Origin of the sequence: Wenzhouxiangella sp. AB-CW3, from assembly GCF_014725735.1 — a bacterium.
Lineage (GTDB): Bacteria > Pseudomonadota > Gammaproteobacteria > Xanthomonadales > Wenzhouxiangellaceae > Wenzhouxiangella.
The window spans coordinates 3,132,241-3,157,013 of record NZ_CP061368.1 but is presented as its reverse complement, the minus strand read 5'-3'; the positions used below and the strand labels follow the sequence as shown (position 1 = coordinate 3,157,013).

General features: G+C 59.5%; 18 protein-coding genes. 8 read left to right on the top strand and 10 right to left on the bottom strand.

Going from position 1 to position 24,773, the window contains the following annotated elements; translation table 11 throughout:
• Positions 1 to 134: 134 nt before the first annotated feature.
• From IC757_RS13600 to cls, 4 genes are all read right to left on the bottom strand, one after another.
• Entirely contained in the window at positions 135 to 836 is a 702-nt protein-coding gene (locus tag IC757_RS13600; RefSeq protein WP_190974835.1) for a hypothetical protein, read from the bottom strand.
• Positions 837 to 1,084: 248 nt separating this feature from the next.
• Positions 1,085 to 2,047 carry a hypothetical protein gene (locus tag IC757_RS13595; protein ID WP_190974834.1) on the bottom strand — a complete coding sequence of 321 codons (963 nt, stop codon included), beginning with the start codon at positions 2,045 to 2,047 and terminating at the stop codon, positions 1,085 to 1,087.
• A 26-nt stretch (positions 2,048 to 2,073) separates the two neighbouring features.
• Positions 2,074 to 3,690 (bottom strand): murein L,D-transpeptidase, encoded by a 1,617-nt coding sequence (locus tag IC757_RS13590; RefSeq protein ID WP_190974833.1) that lies wholly within the window; start codon positions 3,688 to 3,690, stop codon positions 2,074 to 2,076.
• 260 nt (positions 3,691 to 3,950) lie between these two features.
• The gene (gene cls / locus IC757_RS13585) at positions 3,951 to 5,381 is read right to left on the bottom strand and encodes a cardiolipin synthase (RefSeq protein WP_190974832.1); all 1,431 of its coding nucleotides are present in this window, start codon (positions 5,379 to 5,381) and stop codon (positions 3,951 to 3,953) included.
• Positions 5,382 to 5,487: 106 nt separating this feature from the next.
• Here cls and IC757_RS13580 point away from each other — a divergent pair, with 106 nt between their 5' ends.
• The 3 genes from IC757_RS13580 (at position 5,488) to IC757_RS13570 (ending at position 9,904) form a co-directional block, all read left to right on the top strand.
• Positions 5,488 to 6,783: an AI-2E family transporter gene (locus IC757_RS13580; RefSeq protein WP_190974831.1), complete on the top strand. Its 1,296-nt coding sequence runs from the start codon at positions 5,488 to 5,490 to the stop codon at positions 6,781 to 6,783.
• A 214-nt stretch (positions 6,784 to 6,997) separates the two neighbouring features.
• A complete protein-coding gene (locus tag IC757_RS13575; protein ID WP_190974830.1) occupies positions 6,998 to 9,145 on the top strand; it encodes a PKD domain-containing protein in 2,148 nt (715 codons plus the stop codon).
• 177 nt (positions 9,146 to 9,322) lie between these two features.
• A complete protein-coding gene (locus tag IC757_RS13570) occupies positions 9,323 to 9,904 on the top strand; it encodes a YSC84-related protein (protein WP_223846142.1) in 582 nt (193 codons plus the stop codon).
• 65 nt (positions 9,905 to 9,969) lie between these two features.
• Here IC757_RS13570 and IC757_RS13565 read toward each other — a convergent pair whose 3' ends face one another.
• The 5 genes from IC757_RS13565 to IC757_RS13545 all read right to left on the bottom strand — a co-directional run bounded on the left by IC757_RS13565 (position 9,970) and on the right by IC757_RS13545 (position 13,492).
• Entirely contained in the window at positions 9,970 to 11,031 is a 1,062-nt protein-coding gene (locus tag IC757_RS13565; RefSeq protein WP_190974829.1) for an NAD-dependent epimerase, read from the bottom strand.
• A gap of 159 nt (positions 11,032 to 11,190) precedes the next feature.
• Positions 11,191 to 11,400 (bottom strand): DUF3185 family protein, encoded by a 210-nt coding sequence (locus IC757_RS13560; RefSeq protein WP_190974828.1) that lies wholly within the window; start codon positions 11,398 to 11,400, stop codon positions 11,191 to 11,193.
• Positions 11,401 to 11,585: 185 nt separating this feature from the next.
• A complete protein-coding gene (locus IC757_RS13555) occupies positions 11,586 to 11,981 on the bottom strand; it encodes a PRC-barrel domain-containing protein (RefSeq protein WP_190974827.1) in 396 nt (131 codons plus the stop codon).
• Between the two features lie 52 nt (positions 11,982 to 12,033).
• On the bottom strand, positions 12,034 to 13,203 hold the full coding sequence (locus IC757_RS13550) for an IS4 family transposase (RefSeq protein WP_190974041.1): 1,170 nt from the start codon (positions 13,201 to 13,203) through the stop codon (positions 12,034 to 12,036).
• Positions 13,204 to 13,339: 136 nt separating this feature from the next.
• Positions 13,340 to 13,492, bottom strand: coding sequence for a CsbD family protein (locus IC757_RS13545; RefSeq protein WP_190974826.1), 153 nt, complete (start codon positions 13,490 to 13,492; stop codon positions 13,340 to 13,342).
• Between the two features lie 525 nt (positions 13,493 to 14,017).
• Between IC757_RS13545 and IC757_RS13540 the strand changes: the two genes are divergently transcribed.
• The 5 genes from IC757_RS13540 to IC757_RS13520 all read left to right on the top strand — a co-directional run bounded on the left by IC757_RS13540 (position 14,018) and on the right by IC757_RS13520 (position 23,833).
• Positions 14,018 to 14,761 carry a matrixin family metalloprotease gene (locus IC757_RS13540; RefSeq protein WP_190977040.1) on the top strand — a complete coding sequence of 248 codons (744 nt, stop codon included), beginning with the start codon at positions 14,018 to 14,020 and terminating at the stop codon, positions 14,759 to 14,761.
• Positions 14,762 to 15,020: 259 nt separating this feature from the next.
• Entirely contained in the window at positions 15,021 to 16,268 is a 1,248-nt protein-coding gene (locus tag IC757_RS13535; protein ID WP_190974825.1) for a YcjF family protein, read from the top strand.
• Positions 16,265 to 17,794 (top strand): GTPase family protein, encoded by a 1,530-nt coding sequence (locus tag IC757_RS13530; RefSeq protein ID WP_190974824.1) that lies wholly within the window; start codon positions 16,265 to 16,267, stop codon positions 17,792 to 17,794. Before IC757_RS13535 ends, IC757_RS13530 begins: the two co-directional genes overlap by 4 nt.
• Positions 17,795 to 18,234: 440 nt before the next feature.
• Positions 18,235 to 22,461, top strand: a complete 4,227-nt coding sequence (locus IC757_RS13525; RefSeq protein WP_190974823.1) for a choice-of-anchor D domain-containing protein — start codon at positions 18,235 to 18,237, stop codon at positions 22,459 to 22,461.
• Positions 22,454 to 23,833, top strand: coding sequence for a Kelch repeat-containing protein (locus IC757_RS13520; RefSeq protein ID WP_190974822.1), 1,380 nt, complete (start codon positions 22,454 to 22,456; stop codon positions 23,831 to 23,833). Before IC757_RS13525 ends, IC757_RS13520 begins: the two co-directional genes overlap by 8 nt.
• Positions 23,834 to 23,953: 120 nt before the next feature.
• On the opposite strand, the gene IC757_RS13515 is transcribed toward IC757_RS13520, so the two are convergent.
• On the bottom strand, positions 23,954 to 24,769 hold the full coding sequence (locus IC757_RS13515) for a PRC-barrel domain-containing protein (RefSeq protein ID WP_190974821.1): 816 nt from the start codon (positions 24,767 to 24,769) through the stop codon (positions 23,954 to 23,956).
• Positions 24,770 to 24,773: the final 4 nt, after the last annotated feature.

Sequence of the window (24,773 nt, the reverse complement as noted above, 5' to 3'; positions counted from 1 at the left end):
AAATTCCGGGCCAGAATCGCTACACGCGCGACGGCTCCACTCCAGGGCTTCTTTGCTTCGCAAAACCGCCCTATCGTTTCCGCCTGCGCTACTCTCCAGGCTTCTGACTCCGGAATTTTATGCAACGTTGGGGTTCACTGTCGGTCTTCAACCGGAGCCAACGGCGGAACAATCACTGCTTCGGCAAGCTCTTGCGGTCGGAACTTCGGGTAGGGTGGGCCACGACGGCAGTAAGGAGAATGTGCACAGACCGAGGCGCCAAAGGCGCGTGCCACCCCATCGGCCCAGTGGTCATCAGCCCAGTTCGGGTCGCCGTAGTAGTGGCCGATGGCATGCGCCATCTCATGCGCCACGACGTAGTAGAAGCGCCCGTGCAGCCAGGGCTCGGGCCAATGACCCGAGTAGATGCGGTCATGATTGATGCTGATATAGGGCCCCTCCCCTTCCGGGCAGGAGCGATACGGGCAGGTAACGCCCCAGTGGCGTGATTGCCTGGCGCGCAAGCCTTGCCCATTGCACAGCTTGCGCCATCGACCGCCTTGCCACCACGGCGCCAGCCAGGCCTGGGCGTGATCCGGGCCGAATCGATCAAGCGTGTATTCCCAGATTGCATTGGCGGCCGCCCAACAGCGCTGGTTGGGCAGGTCGTCGGGGAATTGCTCGGCGGCACGGAACAGGCTCTGCTCCAGGTAAGGGCGGGCCGGGAAATCATAGTCGGCATGGACACCAGGAAGCGTCCAGGCCAGGACAAGCACCAGACCACCAAATCGCGCGCAAAAGCTCCTGATATCGCTTCTCCCGAGATCATCGACGACCTCGTTGGCAAGAAAAACCATCCCGAGCCAATCGCCAGGCTGCATCGTCCGACGTTCCCGCTAGCAGCGTCAAGTCTTTTATCGAGTTGAAGGACTGAAATGAGAAGCAGGTCACAGTTGCAGGCACCGGACCAGCCGGAGAGTTCGACGACAAACAGCTCGATGGGGCTTTAGAGGTTGAGTGGTTCTTTGAGAATTTCACGCCGGGAGTCAATTCGCCGGCTGTGATTGTAGTGGCGGGCGCTGGATCGGCGGCCAGTAGATGCGCTTCAGGGCAATTCCCAGCGCGCCTCGTGGCCGCGGGCATCGACGTGCACGAACGCCCCGCGGTGCGATCTCGGACCATACAACCCGAGACCGCCGTGCAGATGCGCGTACTCACTGACCTGATACAGATCCTCGATGATTCCGAGCAGCAGCCGGGCATCGCGCAACCCGCTCCTGCCGTCGCCATTGAGGTCATCCATGCGCCCGTCACCGTTGGTGTCGATGTAGATATCGGCCGCGCCGCCCCACTGGTGGCGTGAATACTGGCCATTGCCGATGGCCTGGTTGTACCAGGGCGTGCGGTAGCCACTCATGACCACGAACGAGTCGGCACGAATCCCTCGTCTATTGACCTCGGCGAGGATGATCTCGAGCTTGGCCACAAGGGCCTCGCGCAACACCAGGTACTTGGGCCAGTGGTCGGGCTGCTGCTTGCACAGGAACTGGCCCAGGGTGAAGTGCGGCGAGATTTTCAGGTCGATGAGTTCCGGGGTGACCTCGACCAGGCCGTGCGGCGGCAGGTAGATGGGATTGCCGCGCAGGGCCTGATCCGGATACCGGCCAATGCGATAGCCGTCGAGTTCCTCGATTTCATCGGCGACCAACGGCACCTTGACCAGCACATTGAGCCGCATCGATTCGCGGCCTTGCGGCTGGATAGTGAGCGTGTACAGCCCGGATTGTCCGGGCGCGGTCCAGACTCCCTGATGCGTGGACTGCATGTCCAGCCGGCCACCGTCATGGCTGATTTCTACCTCGCTGTCGCCATTGACATGGACCTCGAGCGGCAGCGTGTCTCCCGGCATCACGTAAAAGGCGAACTCCCGCCAGGCAATGTCGTCGCCACCGAAGGTGATGCGGTAATCGAGGGTGCCGAAGTCGAACGCCTGTGCATCGGACGCGGCAGTGCTGGCCGATACCGGGACGACCAGCGTGCAAGCCAGCAGGAGCAAGTGTCTGATCAAGGCAGTGATTCCTGTCTGGTAGAAGTCTATGGTTCGGAATCATGTTCCAGCGGTGGTGCATCGAGCGCCTGCACCAGCGCAACATCGCGTTGGTAGACATCGTGCCGGTAGTGCACGATGCCGTCATCGTCAACCCAGGCCGTCCAGTACAACAGGTGCACGGGCATGGCCCGGTCCAGCCGGACCGTGGTCTCCACGCCGCTTTCGATGATACGCCGAATCGATTCGGCCGTGTGCTTTCCGTCACGCTCGATCAGCAACCATTCGGTCAGCCGGCCCGGATCTTCCAGACGGATGCAACCGGAACTTGCCGCCCGGTCGTCAAGTGCGAACAGCCCGCGCGCGGGCGTGTCGTGCAGGTACACGTTGTGACGGTTGGGGAACATGAACTTGACGTGGCCCAGCGCGTTCTTCGGGCCCGGCGCCTGGCGCAGCCGGTACGGAAAACTGCGCGCCGACAGCGCCTGCCAGTCGACCTCGTGCGGATCGACCCTGAGCTCGTCGGCGCCCCAACCCTGCAAGACGGCAAAACCCATTTCCTCCAGGTAGCCGATGTCAGCGCGAATCTTCGGCAACTGGTCCTGGGCCGCCAACCGTTGCGGCACTTCCCAGGACGGATTGAGCACCAGGTAGGTCATGCGGCCGGTGAACACCGGGGTGCGGCGATAGGGCTGGCCGACGATCACGCGTTGCGAAATCACTGTCTGGCCGTGGCTTGCCACCTGCATGTCGAAGCCGGCAATGTTGACCAGCACATATTCATCACCGAGATCATCGGGCATCCAGCGCCAGCGCTCAAGGTTGGCCCGCAACTGGCCGATGCGCTCATCCGGCGTGATATTGAGCGCCTGCAGCGTGCGCGGACCGATGATGGCGTCGGCATTCAGGCCATGGCGATGCTGGAAGCGGCGCACCGCTTCGGCCAGCATCTCGTCATACCTGCCGGTTTCCACATCGTTGTCTCCACCCTCATCCAGGCCTCCAAACAGCACGAGGCGCTGACGAATCACCGCGATGCGCTCATCCAGGTCACCGGGCCTGATCAGGCCGCCGCCCGGAATCGGTGTCCACTGGTCACTGAAAGCGAATTCGCGTTGCAGGGCCAGACTCCGGACCAGGGTGTGATAGGCCTCGTGCCGGGGCAATTGCGCTTGCAGAAAGGACCGCGGTGTTGCATCGGCATCGGCTTCCAGTCCTCGGAGCCACTCCAGCATGCTCGGCGACTGTTGCGGGATGAACCACTGTGGATCGATCGATTCCGGGTCGACCCGGCCCTCGGACAGGTGATGGCCAAGGGTCAGAATGGCATCGGTGGTCAGCAGTTCCAGGCTGATCAGGGCACTGAACCGATCGGGACTGACAGCCGCCCCATCCAGTTCATCAATCAGTCCCTCGATCATCGGGCGGTGGTACCTGGACGAATCCAGGCCGTGTTCGTCGGCCATGTCCAGCGCCTCGACCGCCAATTCCAGCATCGCGCTCGGTTGCAGGCCATCATCCAGCCACAGCGGCTGCCACGCGCGATGCTCGTAGACCACGCGCAGGGAATCGAGTGCGAATAGCACGTCACCGGCAGCCGGCTGAAGTTCGGCCGTGATCTCCAGGCGATGGCGCAACTGCTCACTGAAATTGTTGCTCGCCATGGCTGGAAACACCAAGGCAATCAAGACAACTGCCAGCAAGTGAGTTCGGGCAGGCTTCATGGCATCCGGCGACAGGGGTTCAGTGGTTGGACTGGCATGGCGGCAATTAATTCCCGGTTGGCCGCCGACTCTCGCCCCAGCAGACCCGCCCCTTTCAACAGTCCGGACTCCTGCCCGGACGCTTCGGAAGCAGTGCCTGTGCCGAGATCCGACTGATCGTCAGCTGTACGTTGCGCCACGCAGATGCTGCCACGGCAAGCTCAGAGCGCCGGCGCAAAAAGATTCGCTGCTCGTGACGCGAGGCGAATCCAGAGCGGCATGTCGGCAACTTCGTTTTCGACCATTTCGCGTGAACTGGCGAAATCGTTCTCGAACATCCGCTCGACCTGGCCGGCGAACGTGGGGTCGGCCACCAGTGCGGTCAGTTCGAAATTCAGGCGAAACGAGCGGTTGTCCATGTTGACCGTGCTGACGGCCCCACCGCGGTCGTCGATCAGAAAGACCTTCGCATGCATCAGCCCCGGCTGATAACGGAAGATGCGGACGCCGGCCGCGCTCAGCGCGTCCATGTACCTGTATGCCGCCAGGCTGGCCAGACGGCTGTCGCTACGTTCGGGGATCAACACACGCACGTCCAGCCCACCCAGGGCGGCAAGCTTAAGGGCTCCTACGACGCCCTCGTCGGGCACAAAATACGGACTGGAGATCCAGATCCGCTCCTCGGCCAGATGGATGAATTGCTGCACCATCAGGCTGGCGGTTTCAAATTCGTCGGCGGGTCCGGACGGAACTATAAGAATCGGCACTCCAGCATCGCTTACCGGGTGCGGCTGCCATGAGACAGCCGGCAAATCCTCAGTGACCCAGCGCCAGTCCTCGAGAAACGACAGTTGCAAATTCAACACTGCCGGACCCTCTATTCGTGCATGTGCGTCTCGCCAACCCTCCGACTCGTACTCATCCCCAATGTTCAGACCACCGATCCAACCGACCTTGCCGTCGGCAATTACGAGTTTTCGATGGTTACGAAAATTCAACTGGAAGCGATCGATCCAGCTTTTGTGTCGGAGAAACGAACGAACTTCGACACCCGCTTCGATAAGTTCGCTGATATACGATCTGCTCAAATCGAGGCTGCCGATGCTGTCGAACAATACGTAGACCCGCACCCCCTCCCGTGCCTTCCGGATCAGCTGCTGTTGCAGTTCGCGGCCCCGTTTGTCGTCACGCAGGATGTAGAACTGCACCAGCAGGTAGTCCTGCGCGGCATCAATTCCGTCGAAGATGCTTGCGAATATCGCTTTGCCATCCACAAGCAATTCGGCCTGGTTGCCGTCGACAAACGGGATGTGCGCCAACTGCTCGAGTGCGCGCAGCTTCGGATCGCTCTCGCTCCATTCGCTCCGGAATGGCGCCAGTTCCACCAGGTGAGACTCCAGTGATCGGTTCAGCAAACTCACACGTTCACGCCGTAGCTGAACATAATCCTCAATCTGATCCCGTCCGAACACCAGGTAGGCGGGTACAGCCAGATAAGGGATGGCGTTCAGCGATACAACCCATGCAACGGTGCCGGGCGCGGTGCGGGTACCCATCAGTGCGTGCAATGACGTTGCAAACCCGATCAGGTGCGCGACCAGCACGATCGCGGAAAACGTAACTGTTCGTCTGACATCAAGACGCCGGATCATACGGCAGGGTCGCATGCATTGTCCCGGGCTCTCTGTACGATGGCGAACGGAGCACATCCGGAAAACCAGCAACTGTGTGTGTCAACGAACAGCAGGTAAACCCCCGATGCCGCACAGTGGTGAGGCCGATACCGCCAGTGGAAATCAAGATGATCGTGGCTATGCGAAAGAACTCATGAACGCGAAAGCTGAAACCCAATTCTTTGGTGCGGTGGAGCGCCGCCTGTTAAGAGCGACAGCGATAATGTTTGCCATCCTCGCGATGATCGGCATCGTTGCAGGGATGATCTGGATCCTCGGTGTAGCAGTGGCATTTTTCTACAACCTGATCATGCCGCTATGCGTGACTGGAATCCTCGTGCTCGTGCTGCACCCCGTGCTTAACCACCTTGAACGATGGAAGTGGCTGAATCGAACGGCTGCTACCAGCATCGTTGTGTTGCTTTTCATGGGAGCCATTGCCGGATTCATCGTCATGGTCGTGCCCACCCTGCTTCGTGAGATTGTTCTATTCTCCGAGTTAGTGCCAGCAATGCTTGCGGGATGGCGGGACTTCATGTTCACCAACTTCCCGGCCTTTACACGGATCATCATGGAGAGCGCGCAGGACAGTGAATTCAAGGTGGTAATGCCGGGCCTTGAGAGTACCAGACGTTCGGTGCAGTCGATTGGTGGCGTGTTGGCCGGTTTGAGTTTCGTGCCCCTGTTACTGTTCTTTGGCTTGCTGTCCGGCAGACACCTGAACAACCACCTTGCCGAGACACTGACGGTGTTCAGCGACCGGGCACAAAAAAAGATCACCTACTTCGTTGAGGTTTTCCTGGCGCAGGTGACCGGTTTCTTTCAAGGCCAACTCGTCATTGCCATGATCATGGGCGCCATGTTTGCCCTCGGTTTCACGTTGATCGACCTGAAAGGTGGAATCATGATTGGACTGATCCTGGGACTTCTGAACATCGTGCCCTTCCTGGGCACGCTGATCGGACTGCTGATTGTACTACCCTGGGCATATATGCAGCCGTTCGGAGGTATTCAGCTAGTCGGTCTCAGCCTGCTCGTATTCACTATCGTACAGCTCGTGGAGAGCTGGATACTGACGCCAAAAATCATGGCAAATCGTTCGGGACTGCACCCTGCATTAGTCGTGATCTCGGTGTTCTTCTGGGGAATTGCATTCGGCGGCATCACCGGCATGATTCTGGCCGTAGCCCTCACGGCATTTCTTGTCGCGGTATGGAGCCAGGCAAAAGTCGGGCTGACTCGTAGCATGACATCCGATTATGATGCCGACCGAATTGAAACCTCGACCGGCACCGAGCAAGCATCAACGATACGGGAATCCCGGGAGCAACCTGCCAGCACGGCGAGTCGAATCATATCGACCGAGCAGATCAAATCCTGACCAACACAGCTGATTTCGCGCTGTCCGCTACCACACATTGAGCAGCTGCTCACCATTGCCTGGCGGCCTTGTGATAGCGCACTCCCAATTCAACATCCAGCCAACCCTCGTCGAATGATTTTCCAACAAAGCAGGTGGGATACTTTTCACTTGCTTTAGAAGACTATGCCCACCGCATGCCCGACATGCGGACCAGTCCAGGAAAATCAAGACAATGATATTACTCAGCGCAAGGTCCATTACGGACCGATTGGCACTCGCATGCCTGCTTTTCATCCTTGGGGTACCAGCAGCTTCGGCTGCCACCTACTACGTTCGTCCCGATGGTGGCGATACCAGTCAGTGTACCGGCCTTGCCGACAGCCCTTACCCGGGCAGCGGCACCGGCCAGGCCTGTGCCTGGAACCATCCCTTCATGGCCTTGCCGCCGGCTGGCACGGCAAGAATCGAGGGTGGCGATACGCTTCATATCGGCTCAGGCGACTACCGCATGGGCTACGGCGCCCCCGGTGCCGACAATTGCAGTCAGAGCTGGCCCTGGGAATGCGTCATGCCGCCCATCCCCAGCGGTCCCTCGCCGGACCAGCCCACCCGAATCCTTGGTGAAGGGCATGCGGACGGCTGTGATCAGGCCCCGGAACTGTGGGGTACGGAACGGGCATGGATGGTCGTGAACCTCGAGGGCAGTTCAAACTTGGAACTGGCTTGTCTCGAAATCACCGACCGCGCCAGTTGTGTCGAGCACCACTGCCACAGCGGCAAGTGCGAAGGAGAGATCGCTGCCTGCAACCGGGATTCAGCGCCGTATGGCGACTGGGCCTCCACCGGAATCTCCGGCCGTGATTCAAACAACGTCGTGTTGCGTGACCTGGATATCCATGGCCTGTCCAATCGCGGTGTTCATGCGGGTCGCATCAGCGACTGGTTGCTCGAGCGCGTCGAGATCCGCGCCAACGGGTGGGCAGGCTGGGACGGCAACATCGGCTCCAGCACTGCCAACAGCGGCACCATCACGTTCAGGGAATCGGTCGTCGGGTGGAACGGCTGTATAGAGCGATGGGACACCGGGGAGATCTTTGGTTGCTGGGCCCAGCAAGGCGGCGGCTGGGGCGACGGCATCGGCACCGGGGCAACAGGTGGTCATTGGGTATTCGAAGACAGCACCGTGCATCACAACACGTCCGATGGCATCGACCTGCTTTACCTCAATGACAACGGTCGGGTATCCATTCGCCGGACGCTGGTCGAAGGCAATGCCGGCAACCAGATCAAGGTGTCCCGCAGCGCGATCATCGAAAATTCACTAGTTGTTGGCAACTGCTCGTACTTTGTCAATCATCCCAATATGCTCGACGGGGACCACTGCCGCGCAATGGGCGATGCCATCTATGTCGGCCTGAGCAATTCTTCCCAAACCGACCTAATCAACAACACGATTGTCGGTGAAGGCAATTGCCTGGTCAGCGGCGGCAGTGGCACCAGCACGTCACGATTGCGCATGCTCAACAACCTGTTTCTCGGCAAGCCCTACTTTCAGGATCCAGGCAAGCAGAGCTGCCTTTACTATTCCGGCAGCAACGAAGAGATCGTATGGGAGAGTAACTATATCGATGGTGTTCGCCATAACGCCTGCCCCGGCAGCAGCCTGTGCTATGGCCCGCCGGGCATTACAGACGACAGTCTGTCAAGCTTCGATGCTCACCCGCTGTCAGACAGCGCTCTGATCGACAGCGCCGACTACACCTTTGCCCCACCGGTAGATTTCCACAACCTGGCGCGAGATGTTGGTGCCGGCCCGGATATCGGTGCTATTGAATGGGGAACTGTCAAGGATGACACTCCGGTCGATGATTCCGATGGTCCACCCAGCGATCCGCCAACAGCCGGGTTCAGTTACGAGTGCAATGACCTGCAATGCAGCTTCACCAGCGACAGCAACGATTCGACCCTCAGCTATGCCTGGAACCTGGGCGACGGCAAAGCGGCTACCGGTGCGGTGATCGATCATACTTATGGCGCTGACGGCAGCTATACCGTGACCCTGACCGTTACCGACGATAACGGCCAGAGCAGCTCGGCAAGTCAGACCGTCAACGTCCAGGACAGCAGCAGTGATGATGCCGGGATCTCGATCGATGCCACAGGCTACCGCACAAAAGGCCGCTGGACAGCCGACATCACCTGGGCCGGCGCTACCACGTCAAACGTCGACCTTTTCCGCAATGGCAGGCGGGTCGCCACAATCGCGAACTCCGGGTCGACTACCGACCACACTGACATCAGAGGCGGCGGCACACTGGAATACAGAATCTGCGAAGCCGGCAGCAGTGTCTGCTCAGAGATCGTGCTCGTAGCATTCTGAACCCGTCAATCAGGGCACACGAAAATGTCAGCCCGCACCTCCTGGTGCGGGCTTTTGCTTTCCTGGCCCCTGGTCACCGGTGCGCCAGCGCACAGACTTGTAATGGCAACCTGTCTACTCTGATGGTTGTGTGCTCATATGGAGCACGTTTATCGAGCACAATCAGAGGTACCAAGCATGTTTACTTCAAGCAAACGAACACCCTTAACCACGTTCGCCTATGGCCTGTTGATTTCGGTCGTGGGTATTACCTTCCTGGCCGCCTGCGCTACGGCACCCCGTACTGTAGATGACAGAAAAGAGCTGATGCGGGATGCAGACACAGCACTGGGCCAGGCCAGATCGGTCAACCCGGGTTTTGATTCAATCATCCGGAATGCACCCGGCTACGCGGTTTTCCCCACCGTTGGCAAAGGCGGCATGGGTATTGGCGGCGCCTATGGGCGTGGCATCGTCTATCAGCGTGGCGTACCGATCGGTTTTACCGATGTGAGCCAGGGAACCGTCGGCGCTCAGATCGGTGGCCAGACCTACACCCAGATCCTGGTATTTGAAGATACCCATGCACTGGACAGGTTCCAAAAAGGCAACTATGAGTTCAGCGCACAGGCTACAGCAGTTGCTTTGCAATCAGGCACAGGCGCAAATGCCCAATTCAGGGACGGCGTGGCCGTATTCACCATGGCTGAAAAAGGCTTGATGGCCGAAGCCGCAGTCGGCGGACAGAAATTCTCTTATGAGGCTTTCGCCTCCCGGTAAGCAACGTCGACATTTGCTATACGTTTTGACCCACGGCACTCCCTTAGCGGAGTGCCGTGGTTTTTCTAGCGCTTTGCCCCAGCCCCAATACCATCCTCGCGCCGCGACACTCGGTTCGAGTCATAGTAATCCCTGTACCACTTGACGAAGTTGGCCACACCCTCTTCCACATTGACCCTGGGTGTGTAATCAACCGCCTCTTCCAGGCGGGTGACATCGGACTCGGTATCGGGAACATCACCGGGTTGCATCGACAGCATATTCATCTCGGCTTTCTTGCCAAGTTCCTTTTCGAGCAATTCAATGTAGCGCGGCAGTTCGACGCTGTTTTCGTTGCCTATGTTGTAGATGCGATACGGGGCGACACCGCTGATAGCCGGGTTCGGAGTATCGCCCCTCCAGCCGGGATCGACCTTCGGAGGGCACTCCAGGATGCGCACGATGCCTTCGACGATATCGTCGATGTAGGTAAAGCTGCGACGGTGTTTGCCGTAATTGAATACCTGTATGGGCTCACCGGACAGGATCGCCTTGGTGAACAGGAAAAGCGCCATGTCCGGGCGCCCCCACGGGCCATAAACGGTAAAGAAGCGAAGACCCGTGCAGGGAACAGCATAGAGATGGGCGTAGGAATGCGCCATCATCTCGTTGGCTTTTTTGGTTGCCGCATACAGCGTCAACGGATGTTCGGTGCTGTCAGCCTCCTTGAACGGCATATTCGTGTTGGCGCCATAGACCGAGCTGGTCGAGGCATAGATCAGATGTTCCACCGGAAAGTGTCGGCATCCCTCCAGAATATGGAGCGTTCCAGTGACGTTTGAGCTGACATAGACATGCGGGTTTTCGGCTGCGTATCGCACACCGGCCTGCGCGGCCAGGTGGATCACGTGGCCGGGACGATGAGTGGCAAAGCAATTCTCAACCGCCTCACGGTCAGCCAGGTCAGCAGTAATGTGAGTATAACCGGGGTGTCCTTCAAAGCGTGCCAGGCGCGCCTTCTTGAGATTGACGTCGTAGTAGTCGTTGAGATTGTCGTAACCGATTACCCGGTGGCCATCGTCGAGAAGTCTCAGGGCGACGTGGGAGCCGATAAAGCCGGCAGTGCCGGTTATGAGTATAGGCCGCATTGGATTCCTTTCACGTGTTGGGGCCATGTCCCAAGCTTGCACAGATAATTGCGCACAAAGCGCAGAGCGTCAAAATACAACGCCAGGGCGCCTCTGAACAACTCTTTGCGGGCGTACTACCGGTCTGGTGGGCCACAAGTGGGTCACTAATGTACCCCTCTAGCGTGCGGATTTACCGAACAGTAGCAGCCCGACACCGGCTGCTGCAGAAGCCGCGCCAAGGATCAGAAACCAGATCGTGGAATCGGTGAAACGGCCGGTAAAGGCCTCGGACACCTGATCGCCCAGGCTTTGGGACTGCTGATAGGCAAAGAAAAGCAGAATCGCGCCGACAACAAGCAACACAATACCCAGAATCTTGCTATTCATCACTTCAATCTCCTTGTCGTGGATGAGGAATCATTATTCCGTCATTCCAAGTAGTTTTCCGGAAGCGCAGCCGGGATTTTCCGCTACTGCTCTTCCTGGTCTGGTCCGTACATGGCCCTGCTGGAACGGTTGATCCGGACAGGCTGTGCTATCCGGATCTTCCGGTTTTCTCCAGGCCAATTCGATCAGCGGGCGTCGTAGTAGGACTCGACCGTCGAATTCCATGTGGGATCAGCCATATTCGGCCATTCATCCTTGTCGAAACCAGGCGCGTTCTTCAAACGCTCGACATCAACGTCGAGCCTGAAACAATGATTCTCCTTGTCCAGCTTCAGGGCCTTCCACGGAACTGCGAACAGGCGATCACCCATCCCCAGAAAGCCACCAGATGCGAGAACCACGTACCGTATCTTGCCGTCAGCCGTATCGAGCATGACGTCCTGTATCTTTCCGAGATTTTCATTCTGGCTGTTGCGGACTTCGTCACCGGTAATGGTGCTGGCGCTCAGCAGTGCAGCTCCAGCCTGCATGTTGCTTGCAGCGGATTGCCTGGTGTTCGGTTCTGTCGATGAATGATTCATTTCGCCTCCTTGCCGGCATCGTTTTTGATATCTCCGTACACTAGTGTCCGGTTTAAAAGCCGAATAGATTCAATTGGTTACCGTCTTTGATCTGATCCAGATCGCTTCGGTCGATCGTAACCGCCTGTTTCAACTGTGTTTTTTCAAATACAGTTATGGAGATAATCTGTAGCATTGCGTGCAGCGAAATATCGAGGTCCAAACGCTTTTTGATGATGGCGATCAGCACATAGGTCGACACAGCAATCCAAATTTGTGTCTTGACTGCGTTCTCCGATCGGCCGAAGAAGCACTTGATACGGAGATTTTGCTTGATCCACTTGAAGAACAGCTCGACCTGCCACCGGCTTTTGTACAACGCGCAGATCGTAAGAGCCGGGAGTTGGAACTGATTGGTGAGAAATACCAGGGTCTTTCCGGTTTCCGGGTCCTTGAAGCGAATGCGTCTCAAGTGTTGAGGATAGTACTTGCTTGGACGCTGGCCGCAGAGCGCAATAGTTTGGTCGCAGATCAGCCCAGCTTGCCGATCTGTAGCAGCAGAATAGACCCGCCGGAAGTCCAGGTTTGATTTGGCCCGGATTACAAAGAAGGCGCCGGCCTGGGCCAGATTGAATAGTCGAGCATAGTCCAGGTAGGCCCGATCCATCACGTAAAACGAACCTGCCTCCGGAATCAGCAAGTCTAGAACATTGACGTCGTGCAGCTTGCCGTCGGAGATATGAATGAAGCTGGGAATCGATCCGCGCAGATCCAGCAGGGTATGAAGTTTGACTGCCGCTTTTGCCGTGCGAAATGGTGCCCATGGGAACATCGACAGACATAGGTCGATGGTGGTTGAGTCGAGTGCGTAAACCGTATCGGGAAGACCCGAGCTTATGGATTCGTCGACATAGAGGCTTCTCGCTTGTGCAATCAGATGCTGGGCATAGTCGCCGTAAATTCTCCAATCTCGCGACTCGTTTGCATCGGCAAGAGTTGCTCGACGAATCGGCTGGCGAAAGCCCATGTGGTAAAGCTTTGCAGACTGAACCTGGAGACAGGCTTCGATGTCCCGCAGGCTCTCGCGGTAGGTCAGCTGGGCAAAGGCCATACAGCGGAACTGTTCGGCGCAGCTCAGAGTTCGCACTCGCCGGTTGCCGTCGTATCGGTCGACGGTGCGGTGGAAAGTCTTCCAGGGAAGGAAATCCATAATCTGAGCAAAAAGCGTCTTGCCGATGTTCATTTGCCACTCCGGAGGGCACGGTATCGGCTTGGTTATACACCGCGAACTCCGCGTTCAAATCGGGGACACCTTTTTCCGCTTGTAATGTGCTGTAAAACATGCGATTTTCGGGATTCAGAGCACTTTTAACCGGACACTAGTGATCTCCGTATATAATTTGCGCCTTTCCGCCATGCTTCTGGGCTTTACCCTTGTATTCCGTGCTCTTGTTGCCGGTCACTTTGCCGGTGGTCTCCTTGATCTTGCCCTTGATCTCGTTCGTTTTTCCTTTCACCTGATCCTTGTTCATGAGCTGATCTCCAGATAATCGTTCGGTTTGAGTTCTGTCTCTGGCCCTGCACTCGGAGAAGTAGCAGAGTGAGGGTAGACAAGATCCATGAATCGCGGGGACGGTTCTGTGCGATCTCCAACATATAGAGGATCATTTTCCCGAAATACCCCACCAATTCCGGTGCCGTACCGTTTTTTATCAAGGGAGCCTCGGTGGACCGATTTCGGGTTGTTTTCTGCCGCACATTGGGTTGTCGATCACAATTGGTCAGCGGTCTAGTGATGACGTACTCCCAAATAAGCGCCAGCCAGCACTCAATCCATGGCTCTCCGGTGGGATAATTGCACTCACTTCAGAAAGCCATGCCCACCGCATGGGCGACATGCGGACCAGCCCGGAATTGGCGGATCGACCAGACAGGGAAATCGAGACAACGATTCACTGATCGATACAGCATCGATTCCAATGCTTTCAGGTATCCATGTTCAGGAGACTGCAGTGCAATCAATCAATCGTGCATTCCTGCCCATACTTGCGTCATTGATGGTCAGCCTGCTGCCATTTGGGGTACCGCTGACATCCCAGGCCGACGACGGTGGGTACCAGCTGCTGGAACTGGACGGTCACAAGGTAAAGTGGGGAGACCAACGGTTGGGAGTGGGAGCCAGTATCAGCTATGCCTTTGCCAGGGAAACGCTACGGTTCGACGATGCAATCAATTGTGCCGACATGGCACCGATTGAGAGGCTGTCCGGGGACAATCTCACCATGGAAATGTTGGCACGCGAGACTGCGGCTGCGTTTCGGGTCTGGGAAGCCGCTGCCAGCCTTTCGTTTCACGAGGTCGATGATACCCGGGATGCGAATATCATCCTCGGTGCCCAGGGCCGGCCGCGTGGGCGCGCATTCGCCAACGTATCCTACGCACCCGATCAGGAAGACGGTGTGCGCGCCATCGAACAAGCGCTGGTGTGCCTGAATCCCGGCCACAAATGGAAGGTTGGGTTCGACGGTAACGAGGATGTCTACGACATCCGCTACACGCTGGTTCACGAGATCGGTCACGCCATTGGCCTGGATCATCCCGGGCCGTCCGGGCAGGTGATGGCGTTTCGCTATACCGAGGACTTCCATGATCTGCAACCCGGCGATCTGCGCGGCGTCCAGAGGCTCTACGGTCCTGCTGCCGGTAACCGCGAACTGGCCAATGACCTCGACAGCATCGAGACCGTCAACGACGGTGTTGGCCACTCCCTGGGCATCGGTGAGGACGAAAGAACGAACTGAGCAGCCCTTTATCTCGGACCATTTCGTGCCATCGCAAGTGCCGGGACTCGGGAAAACCAACAGAATCAATACAAAGGACCAGCCCCATACCGGTCGGAGCCCTCGAGCTCGGCGATGCCTCGACGCCACCAGTGGCGAGCCCCGAGTGCCGGCAAACGACTCCCCTTGAAACTCGCCGCAAGACAACCACCCGTTTCGCCCGACTGCCGGTTTCACTGGCGCATGCGCTACGATAAGTAAACTTTTCGGCGGATGGAGCATGAGCGACGATCGCGGGTTCTGGACCGGGCTTAGACATCGGCTGCACCGGGCGCTGAGCACTCCGGATGTCGATGCCGAGCAACTTGCAAAGGCGCTGAACAAGGCGGCCGAACGCGAGCCGGCACCGGTGGTCTGGTTACTGGGTCTTGCCCAGTCGGGGAAGACATCGATTGTCCGTGCGCTGACTGGCAGTTCGCGCGCGGCGATCGGCGACGGTTTTCGGGCCTGCACCCGTACGGCCAGTATTTACGACTTTCCGCCAGAAGTACCGGTGGTGCGCTTTCTCGATACCCGCGGCCTGGGTGAAGTCGGCTATGACCCGTCCGAGGACATTGCCCTGTGCGAGGATCAATCCCATTTGCTGATCGTCGTGGTTCGTGCCGCCGAAACCCGGCCCCAACCGGTTCTGGAAGTCTTGCGAACCGTCCGCAAGCGCCACCCCGACTGGCCGGTCGTCGTGGCCCAGACCTGCCTGCACCATGCCTATGACCAGCCTGCCAATGACAATCAACAACCGGGCCATATCCTGCCCTATCCGTACCGCGACGATGACTGGCAGTCCGCCGTGCCGGAAGGTCTGAGTCGCCTGCTGCTCGCCCAGCGCGAGTTTTTCGCCAACCTGCCGGGCAAGGCGCCGTTGTTGTGGGTCCCGCTGGATTTTACCCAGCCTGAAGACGGGTTCGAGCCGGCTGAATACGGGCTCGATGCGTTGTGGGACGCGATCGAGCAAGCCGCATCCCTGGGCCTGGAAGCACGCTTGCGCGCCGATTCCGGGATCAGTGATCTCTACAGCCGTGCCGCGCATCCTCACATTGTCGGGTTCAGCCTGGCGGCCGGCACCGTCGGCGCCTTGCCGGTGGTTGACCTGGCACTGGTACCGGCCTTGCAGGCCGGGCTGTTGCACCGCCTGGCCGGCCTTTACCAGCAGCGCTGGACCGCGCGCAGCAGTGCCGAATTCCTGGGCTTGCTGGGGTCCGGATTTGCCGCCGGCTACGGCGCACGTCTTGCCGGGCGCAGCCTGGTCAAGCTGATCCCGGTCTGGGGCCAGACCGCCGGAGCGGTCCTGGGCGCCACGGCCAGCGGTGCGATCACATTCGCCCTGGGCAAGGCGGCCTGCGCCTACCTGGGCCGCAAGCACGAAGGCCGCTCTATCGACGCCACGGCCTTGCGGCAAGCCTATCGCGACGGCCTGGACAAGGGCCGGCAACTGCTTCGCCAGCGGCAAAACCGATCGGGACCGCAATGAGAAACCTGGTCAAGGAATTCGGCTGGCTGCGGGTCATTGCCCTGGGCATCACGGTGCTGCCGCTGGTCGTGCTGCCAATATTCGCGACTGTGTGGATGTGGCAAACGGGACTGTTGCTGTGGTGGCTGCTGGTGGCCGTGCTGGCCTCAATCGTGGGCCTGGCGATCAGCCGGATTGCGGTGGCGCGAGAACAGCGTGCACTACCGCGATCAACCACCCGGGCCGGTGCTCACTGGAGTGCCGAGGCGGATGAGTGCTGGGTCAGGATCGAGCAGTTGGCCTCGGAAGCCACCGTGGCCGAATGGCCGCTCAGCGACGGCGCCACCCTGCTACGCCTGGCGCGCCATGTCTTGATCACGGTGGCCGGTCATTTTCATCCGCACCGCTCGCAGCCATTACTGGAAATGACGCTCCCGCACACCTTGACGATCATCGAACGGGCAGCCCGGGAACTGCGCGACGAGGTCGTCAACAATATTCCATTCAGCCACCGGCTGACACTGGGGAACGTGGTGCGGGCCAATAATCTGCGTGCGTTGCTCAAACGACATGAAGGCTGGTTTCGCGCCGCGCGGGCCATATTCGCGCCGCAATCGGCCGCGGTGGCCGAGTTGCGCCGCGCGGTCGGCAGCCAGTTGCTCGACCACGGCTCGGAACGTGTGCAGACGTGGCTGTTGCGCGAATACATTCGCAAACTCGGCTACCACGCCATCGATCTTTACGGTGGCCTGGCCCGACTGGAAGATCAAACCCGGCTGGACGCGCCGGACAGGCGCCTGGCCACGGAAGGTGAAAGCCACAACGATGAGCATGAGCCGCTGCGCGTTCTTCTCCTGGGCCGCGCCAATGCCGGCAAGTCCAGCCTGATCAACGCATTGTTTGGCGAGGTAACGGCCGCTGTCGACCTGCTACCCGATACCACCACCGACATTGTCGGCTATCGGCTCGAGCGCGATGATGAGATCCAGGGACTGATTTTCGATACACCGGGGTTTGACGGCGAGTTGTTCGGCAGCCGGGTACTGGAAAAGACGGCCATCGACGCCGACCTGATTCTCTGGGTCACCGCAGCCCATCGTCCGGATCGCGACGAGGAGCGAAGGCGCCTGGACCAGTTGCGCAACATGCTGGCCGACCCGAAGCGGCGATCGCCGCCGCTGCTGGTCGTGATGACGCACATCGACAGGCTGCGCCCGGTGCGCGAATGGCAACCCCCTTATGTGCTCGACCCACCGGCCGGCACCAAGGCCGGCCAGATCGTCGCGGCGCTGACTGCCGTGGCGCGAGACCTGGATGTCGATGTGTCCCGAATCGTGCCCGTGTGCCTGGCCGAAGGCAAGACCTACAACGTCGACGACGCCCTCAATGCCGCCATGCTCAGGCAACAGGACGCAGCCAACCGGGTGCGTCTGCTGCGCTGCCTGCAAGCCCGCAAGCGCGAGGAGAACTGGGATCTGCTGTGGCGCCAGCTGGGCAATGCCGGGCGGATTCTGCTAACCATGCCGAACGATCCTCGGCCGCAGTAAAGACTCGTTCCCCCTTCTTCAGAAGGGGGCCAGGGGGATGCGAGCGAAGCGAGTTCTCTGAGCTTCCGAAAGACGACAGGACTCATCTATAGGGAACGAAACTACAGAGGCTATTCGGATTCCTGGGCGATCGCTTGCACGGCTTTGACTCGCTTCGCCCGCATTCCCCTTGCCCCTCCTCGACCGAACGGGCGCTCTCTGTTCGCTTGCGCACAGAACGCCGGTTCCGGTAGATCCAGAATTCACTGACAGCAGGACAACGCTGCCACCACGCTAGCCATCATGAATGTCTTGCGCTGCCGGGGCTGGTACTTGTCGTGGTGATTGGATATATCCCTGGAGCAGCACAGATGGTAAGCAACTTTATTGCGCGGGCATCGGCACCTCGCAGGTTCGTCGTCCTTGTCGTTGTAGTTTTCGCCACGTTCGGCCTGGCGCACGTGGCCGCAGAAGAACCCGGCACCGGCCAGTGGCAGACCACCAACACGGAATTCGGCGAGTCGCGCCACGAAGGCGCTTCGGCCCAGGCCGGTGAGGCCTTCTACGTGATGGGCGGGCGTGAGTCCGATGCGGTTCGAATCTACGACCCGTTCGAGGGCGAGAATGGAAGCTGGTCCAGCGGCGCCGTTTCTCCGATTCAGCTCCATCATTTCCAGGCCGTTGAACTCGACGGCCTGATCTATGCCATCGGCGCGATGACCGGCCCGTATCCCGAGGAACCCCCGGTCGAGAACATCTACATCTACGATCCGCTAGCCGATCGCTGGATCATCGGCCCGACCATGCCTTCAGGCCGCCTGCGCGGCAGCAGCGGCACGGTCGTGCATGACGGGCTGATCTACTGGATCAGCGGCAACACCCTGGGCCACGTGGGTCCGGTCACCGACATGGTGGATGTCTACGATCCGGCCACCGGAATCTTCACAGCACTGGCCGAAATCCCGAATCCACGCGACCACTTTTTCGCCACCCTGCACCAGGGCAGCATCTACGTCATCGGTGGTCGTCGGAGCGTGCCGGAAGAGGGGGCTTTCGAACCGACCATCCCCGAGATCGATGTCTACGACATTGCCGCAGATACCTGGCAGACACTGCCGGCCAGCGCCAACTTGAATCCTACCCGGGCGGCCGCGGCCACCGACCGGGTCGGCGACGAAATCATCATTGCCGGGGGCGAGAGCGGCTCACAGACCGAGGCTCACGCAGAAACCCAGGCCTTCAACCCGGCAACCGGACAATGGCGCGACCTGGCCAACATGCTGACTCCCCGCCACGCCGCCCAGGCCATCGTTTCCAACAACGGTTTTTACGTCGCCGCGGGCGCACCGAACCGCGGCGGACCGGGTGGTGCCGTGCTGAACACCGAAGCCCTGTTCCTGGCCGGCCCAACCACCCCGACCGGCATACCGATCACCGCGGGCACGATCAGTACACCGGCCTCGATCGTGTTTGACTCGGCGACCGGGCTGGTCCCGATCAGCCATGAGGGGGGCAACCAGGCGGTCATCATCAAGGATCTCCAGATCAGCGGCAGTGCCGCGTTCAGCCTGGCCGACCCTTTGCCCGGGCCGGTCAGCCTGGCGCCGGGGACTAATCGCGAGATCATGGTCCATTACGCCGGTGGGGATGGCACAGAATCCGCCGCTCTGGAAATCACCGATTCCAACGACCAGGTCACCACGGTCGCGCTGGAAGCTGAAGCGAACGGGGAACTGCCGCCCATAGCGTTTTCATCCCAAACCATCACTGCGCGATCATTGCCCACACAGCTTGAATTCGGGCCGGATGGAAGGCTGTATGTCGCCGAGCTGGATGGTCTGATCTATGCGTTCACGATTGAACGCGATGACGAGACCGGCGATTACTCGATTGCCGCGACCGAAGTGATTGACCTGATCCAGACCCTCCCCAATCACAATGACGACGGCACGCCGTATGTGGGTGCCCTGTCTGACCTGCGCAATGTAACCGGGATGATTACTGCCGGCACGGCAGACAACCCGGTGCTGTTTGTCACCAGCAGCGACCCCCGCATCGACGATCCCGAGGCCGACACCAATTCCGGCATCCTGTCGCGCCTGACCTGGACAGGCACCGAATGGACCAAACTGGACCTGGTCCGCAGCCTGCCGCGCTCGGAGCACGATCACCTCCCCAACGGTCTGGCGCTGGATGCACAAAGCGGCATCCTGTACCTGGCCCAGGGCGGGCACACGAACATGGGCGCACCGTCTTCCGCTTTCGGCTTTCTGCCGGAATACGCATTGTCGGCGGCCATCCTGTCGATCGACCTCGATGCCATTGGCGAGCAGACCTACGATATCCCCACCCTGATGGGTGAGGTATTCGGCGGTCGGTTCGGCCACAACCAGGCGATGATTGTCCCGGACGGACCGGTCCAGGTGCATTCGCCAGGCTACCGGAATGCCTACGACGTGCTGTTGACCGCCTCGGGTCAGCTTTATACGTTTGACAACGATTCCAATGCCGGCTGGGGCGGGCTCGTGGTCGGTGAGGGTCCGGGCGGCATCTGCACCAATGATCCCAATGAATCAGACAGCGCTACGCATAATGACAATTTCCATCTGATTACCGGGCCGGGCTATTACGGTGGGCACCCCAACCCGACCCGGGCCAACCGGGCCAACACCTTCGATGGGCTCTCACCGATTCCCGAAGGCCTTGAGAACCCGGTCGAATGCGAATTCCTGATCCCCGGGGTCGAGGACGGCGCTATCGGCCTGTATGACGCATCCACCAATGGCCTGGCCGAATACACGGCCACGAACTTTGACGGGCAAATGACCGGTAACATCATTGCGACCGCGTGGGATGGCAACGTGTTGAGACTCAGCCTCAACAGCAGCGGCGAACAGGTCGTTGAGCAAAATGCTCTGTTCACAGCCTTGAGCGGGCCGCTGGGAGTCACCGCACAGGGGGATGCCGACCCGTTTCCCGGCACCATCTGGATCGGGCAATTTTTCAACGGCAACATCACCGTTTTCGAGCCCCAGGACTTTTTCGAGTGCGATCCGGATTCACTGGACCCGGACGATACCAGTCCAAACGGCTATACCTACGGCGACCTGATCGACAACGGCCTCGATCCCTGCAACCCGGCGCAGGTACCGCCGGATTTCGACCAGGATTTCGTATCCGACCTCAATGACCCTGATATCGATGGTGACGGCATTGCCAACCAGGACGACCTGTTCGACTTCGATGCCGACAACGGTCGTGGCAACCCACTGCCTCATCGGCTGGCCTGGAGCAGTGACGTCATCGGCTCGCTCGGAGGCATGAGTGCGTACAATGCACCCGGCTTTACCGGGCTCATGGCCCATCCGACCAGCCCCATCAGCGTGTTCGATCAGTTCAACCCCGACAACCTGATTCCGGGTGGTGCGGCCGGAATGTTTACCGTGGAAGAGATCACCCCCGGTGACGCGCAACTGAATACGCAGGAAAATGCTTTCCACTTCGGCGTCGATGTGCATGGTGGGTCGCCGGTATTTACGGCACAAACTCGGATCATGGCTCCATTCGCCGGGGCAACTCCCCAGGACAACCAATCCATGGGCCTGGTGATCGGCCGAGGCGATCAGAACAATTACATCAAGCTGGTCACGAATGCCAACGGCGGTAACGGCGGCATCCAGTTTGCCGGTGAAATCCAGGGCGATTTCAATGGCCAGCAAGTCAATGCGGACATCCTTGGCGCCGACTCCGTGGATCTTTTCATGGTCGTTGATCCCGCGGACGCCACCGTCTCGGCCAGCTATGTGATCACCACGGATGGGGTCCGTGGTCCCCGCACGCTGGCGGGCCAACCCATTACCATGCCGTCAAGCTGGTTGAGCGATACGATCAACGGACCGGCCATCGGTATCATTTCCACCTCCGATGGCGCTGATTCGTTTTCGGCCAGTTGGGGCTTTATCGAAGTCTATGAAGGAACTGGTGAAGATTTTCCTGTTCCCGGCGAGGGACAACTTGACGCCGATCCGCCGGCCCTGGTTTTCCCGGAAACGCGGGTCGGCGACACCGCTGCCCTGACCGTGACGCTGAGCAACAGTGGCGATGCGGCGCTGGACATCAACGATGCCGCCATCACCGGAGACCAGGTATTCAGCACGGATCTGGCGTTACCACAAACCCTGGCGCCAGGCGCAGCACATGCCGTCTCGGTCAGTTTCAGCCCGAATGTCGCGACCGGCTTCGAGGCGATCCTGACCCTGTCACACGATGGTGGCAATAGCCCGCTGCAGATTTCAATCGCGGGCCAGGGCATTCAGTCCGAACCGGTTCTCGTGCCCGATCCCGGCCAGGTCGATTTTGGCGGGGTCGTGGTCGGAACTACATCCGGACAGCGGTTGATCAACCTGAGCAATACCGGTGACGGAGCTGCGACGATTGGAAACCTGGAGATTGGCGGTGAGCACGCAGGTGATTTCAGCGTGGACACGGCGACAGACATTTGCTCGGGAGTGACGCTGGAACCCGGACAGGATTGCAGCTTCGCCATCGATTTCCAGCCGACCGGGACGGGTGAACGAAGCGCCCAGGTCAACGTTCCATCCGATTCGGATGATCTCACTGTAGCGTTACAGGGTCAGGGACTGGACAATCGCCTCTTCCATGATCGCTTTGAAGTGAGTGATGAGTAGACCCGTGGCATCACGCGGGCTCCTTGCCACGGTCGCCATAAGTTTCGCCACGTTCGGCCTGGCGCACCTGGCCGCAGAAGAACCCGGCACCGGCCAGTGGCAGACCACCAACACGGAATTCGGCGAGTCGCGCCACGAAGGCGCTTCGGCCCAGGCCGGTGAGGCCTTCTACGTGATGGGCGGGCGTGAGTCCGATGCGGTTCGAATCTACGACCCGTTCGATGGCGAGAATGGAAGCTGGTCCAGCGGCGCCGTTTCACCGATTCAGCTCCATCATTTCCAGGCCGTTGAACTCGACGGCCTGATCTATGCCATCGGCGCGATGACCGGTCCGTATCCCGAGGAACCTCCGGTCGAGAACGTCTACATCTACGATCCCCTGGCCGATCGCTGGATCATCGGCCCGGCCATGCCTTCAGACCGCCTGCGCGGCAGCAGCGGCACGGTCGTACATGACGGGTTGATCTACTGGATCAGCGGCAACACCCTGGGCCATGTGGGTCCGGTCACCGACCTGGTGGATGTCTACGACCCGGCCACCGGAATCTTCACGGCACTGGCCGAAATCCCGAATCCGCGCGACCACTTTTTCGCCACCCTATACCAGGGCAGCATCTACGTGATCGGTGGCCGCCGCAGCGTGCCAGCAGAGGGTCCGTTCGAACCCACCATTCCCGAGATCGATGTCTACGACATTGCCGCAGATACCTGGCAGACACTGCCGGCCAGCGCCAACTTGAATCCAACCCGGGCGGCCGCGGCCACCGACCGGATCGGCGACGAGATCGTCATTGCCGGCGGCGAGAGCGGCTCACAGACCGAGGCTCACGCTGAAACCCAGGCCTTCAATCCGGCAACCGGACAATGGCGCGACCTGGCCGACATGCTGACCCCCCGCCACGCCGCCCAGGCGATCGTTTCCAACGATGGTTTTTACGTCGCCGCGGGCGCACCGAACCGCGGCGGACCGGGCGGTGCGGTGCTCGATACCGAAGCCCTGTTCCTGGCCGGCCCAACCACCCCGACCGGCATACCGATCACCGCGGGCACGATCAGTGCACCGGCCTCGATCGTGTTTGACTCGGCGACCGGGCTGGTGCCGATCAGCCATGAGGGGGGCAACCAGGCCGTCATCATCACAGACATCCAGATCAGCGGCAGTGCCGCGTTCAGCCTGGCCGAACCGCTTCCCGGACCGGTCAGCCTGGCACCAGGGACCGGTCGCGACATCATGGTCAATTACGCCGGTGGGGATGGCACAGAATCCGCCGCTCTGGAAATTACCAATTCCAACGACCAGGTCACCACGGTCGACCTGGAAGCTGAAGGTAGAACCAATCTGGTTTTCCACGACCGCTTCGAAACGAAGTGACCGACCCTAGTCCCTAGTCCCTAGTCCCAAGACCCGAGTCCCGGTAAAGTCAAAAAAAAGCCGCCGCTGGTTACAGCGGCGGCAAATCCTGGTCACTGGAAGTGATCAGGTCGTTTCATATTACCGGCGTGAGCGCGCAGGCTTCATGTCACTTTCGTACTTTGGTGCATCCTTCAGGCTCTCTTCGGTCAGGTTGACCCACAGAGTGAGTTCGTCACCATCAAACGAGCGTTCGACCTGGTCCCATGCGATCGCGACGTCACGCTCACCAATGCCCAGAAAACCGCCGATACCGACGACTACTGCGACTACCTGGCCATTCTCATCCATCAGGAAGTTGCTGACGGTGCCGATAGTCTCGTTGTTGGCTCGGCTCTTCACATCTTGACCGACCAGACGGTCGGAGTGAAAGCCACGGGCAGGCAGGGTTGCCACGTAATGATGATGGGCGGTGCCTTGTTGGTCAGCGCGCTTTTCGGCGCGGTCAGCAACCATGTCGGCGCGTTTGTCGGCGCGGTCGGCGACCTTGTCTGTGCGCTTTTCGGCACGATCGGTACGCTGCTGTTCCCCACGCGAGTATGTCGTTTCGCTAGAGAACTTTTTTGCGTCCTTCAAGTCCTGTTCGGTCAGATTGACCCACAGAGTGATGTCATCACCATCAACACGACGTTCGACCTGGTCCCATGCGATCGCCACATCGCGCTCACCGATGCCCAGAAAACCGCCGACACTGATGACTACGGCGATTATCTTGTCATTCTCGTCCAGCAGGAGGTTGTTGACCTTGCCGATGGACTCGTCGTTGGTTCGGCTCTTTACCTCATGACCAATCAGACTGTTGGAGTAATAGCCATGAACAGGCATGGTCTCCAGGTAATAGTGGTGGGTGGCGTCTTGGCCAGGGTCGTTGCGTTTTTCATCGCTGGCATTGGCCATCGGT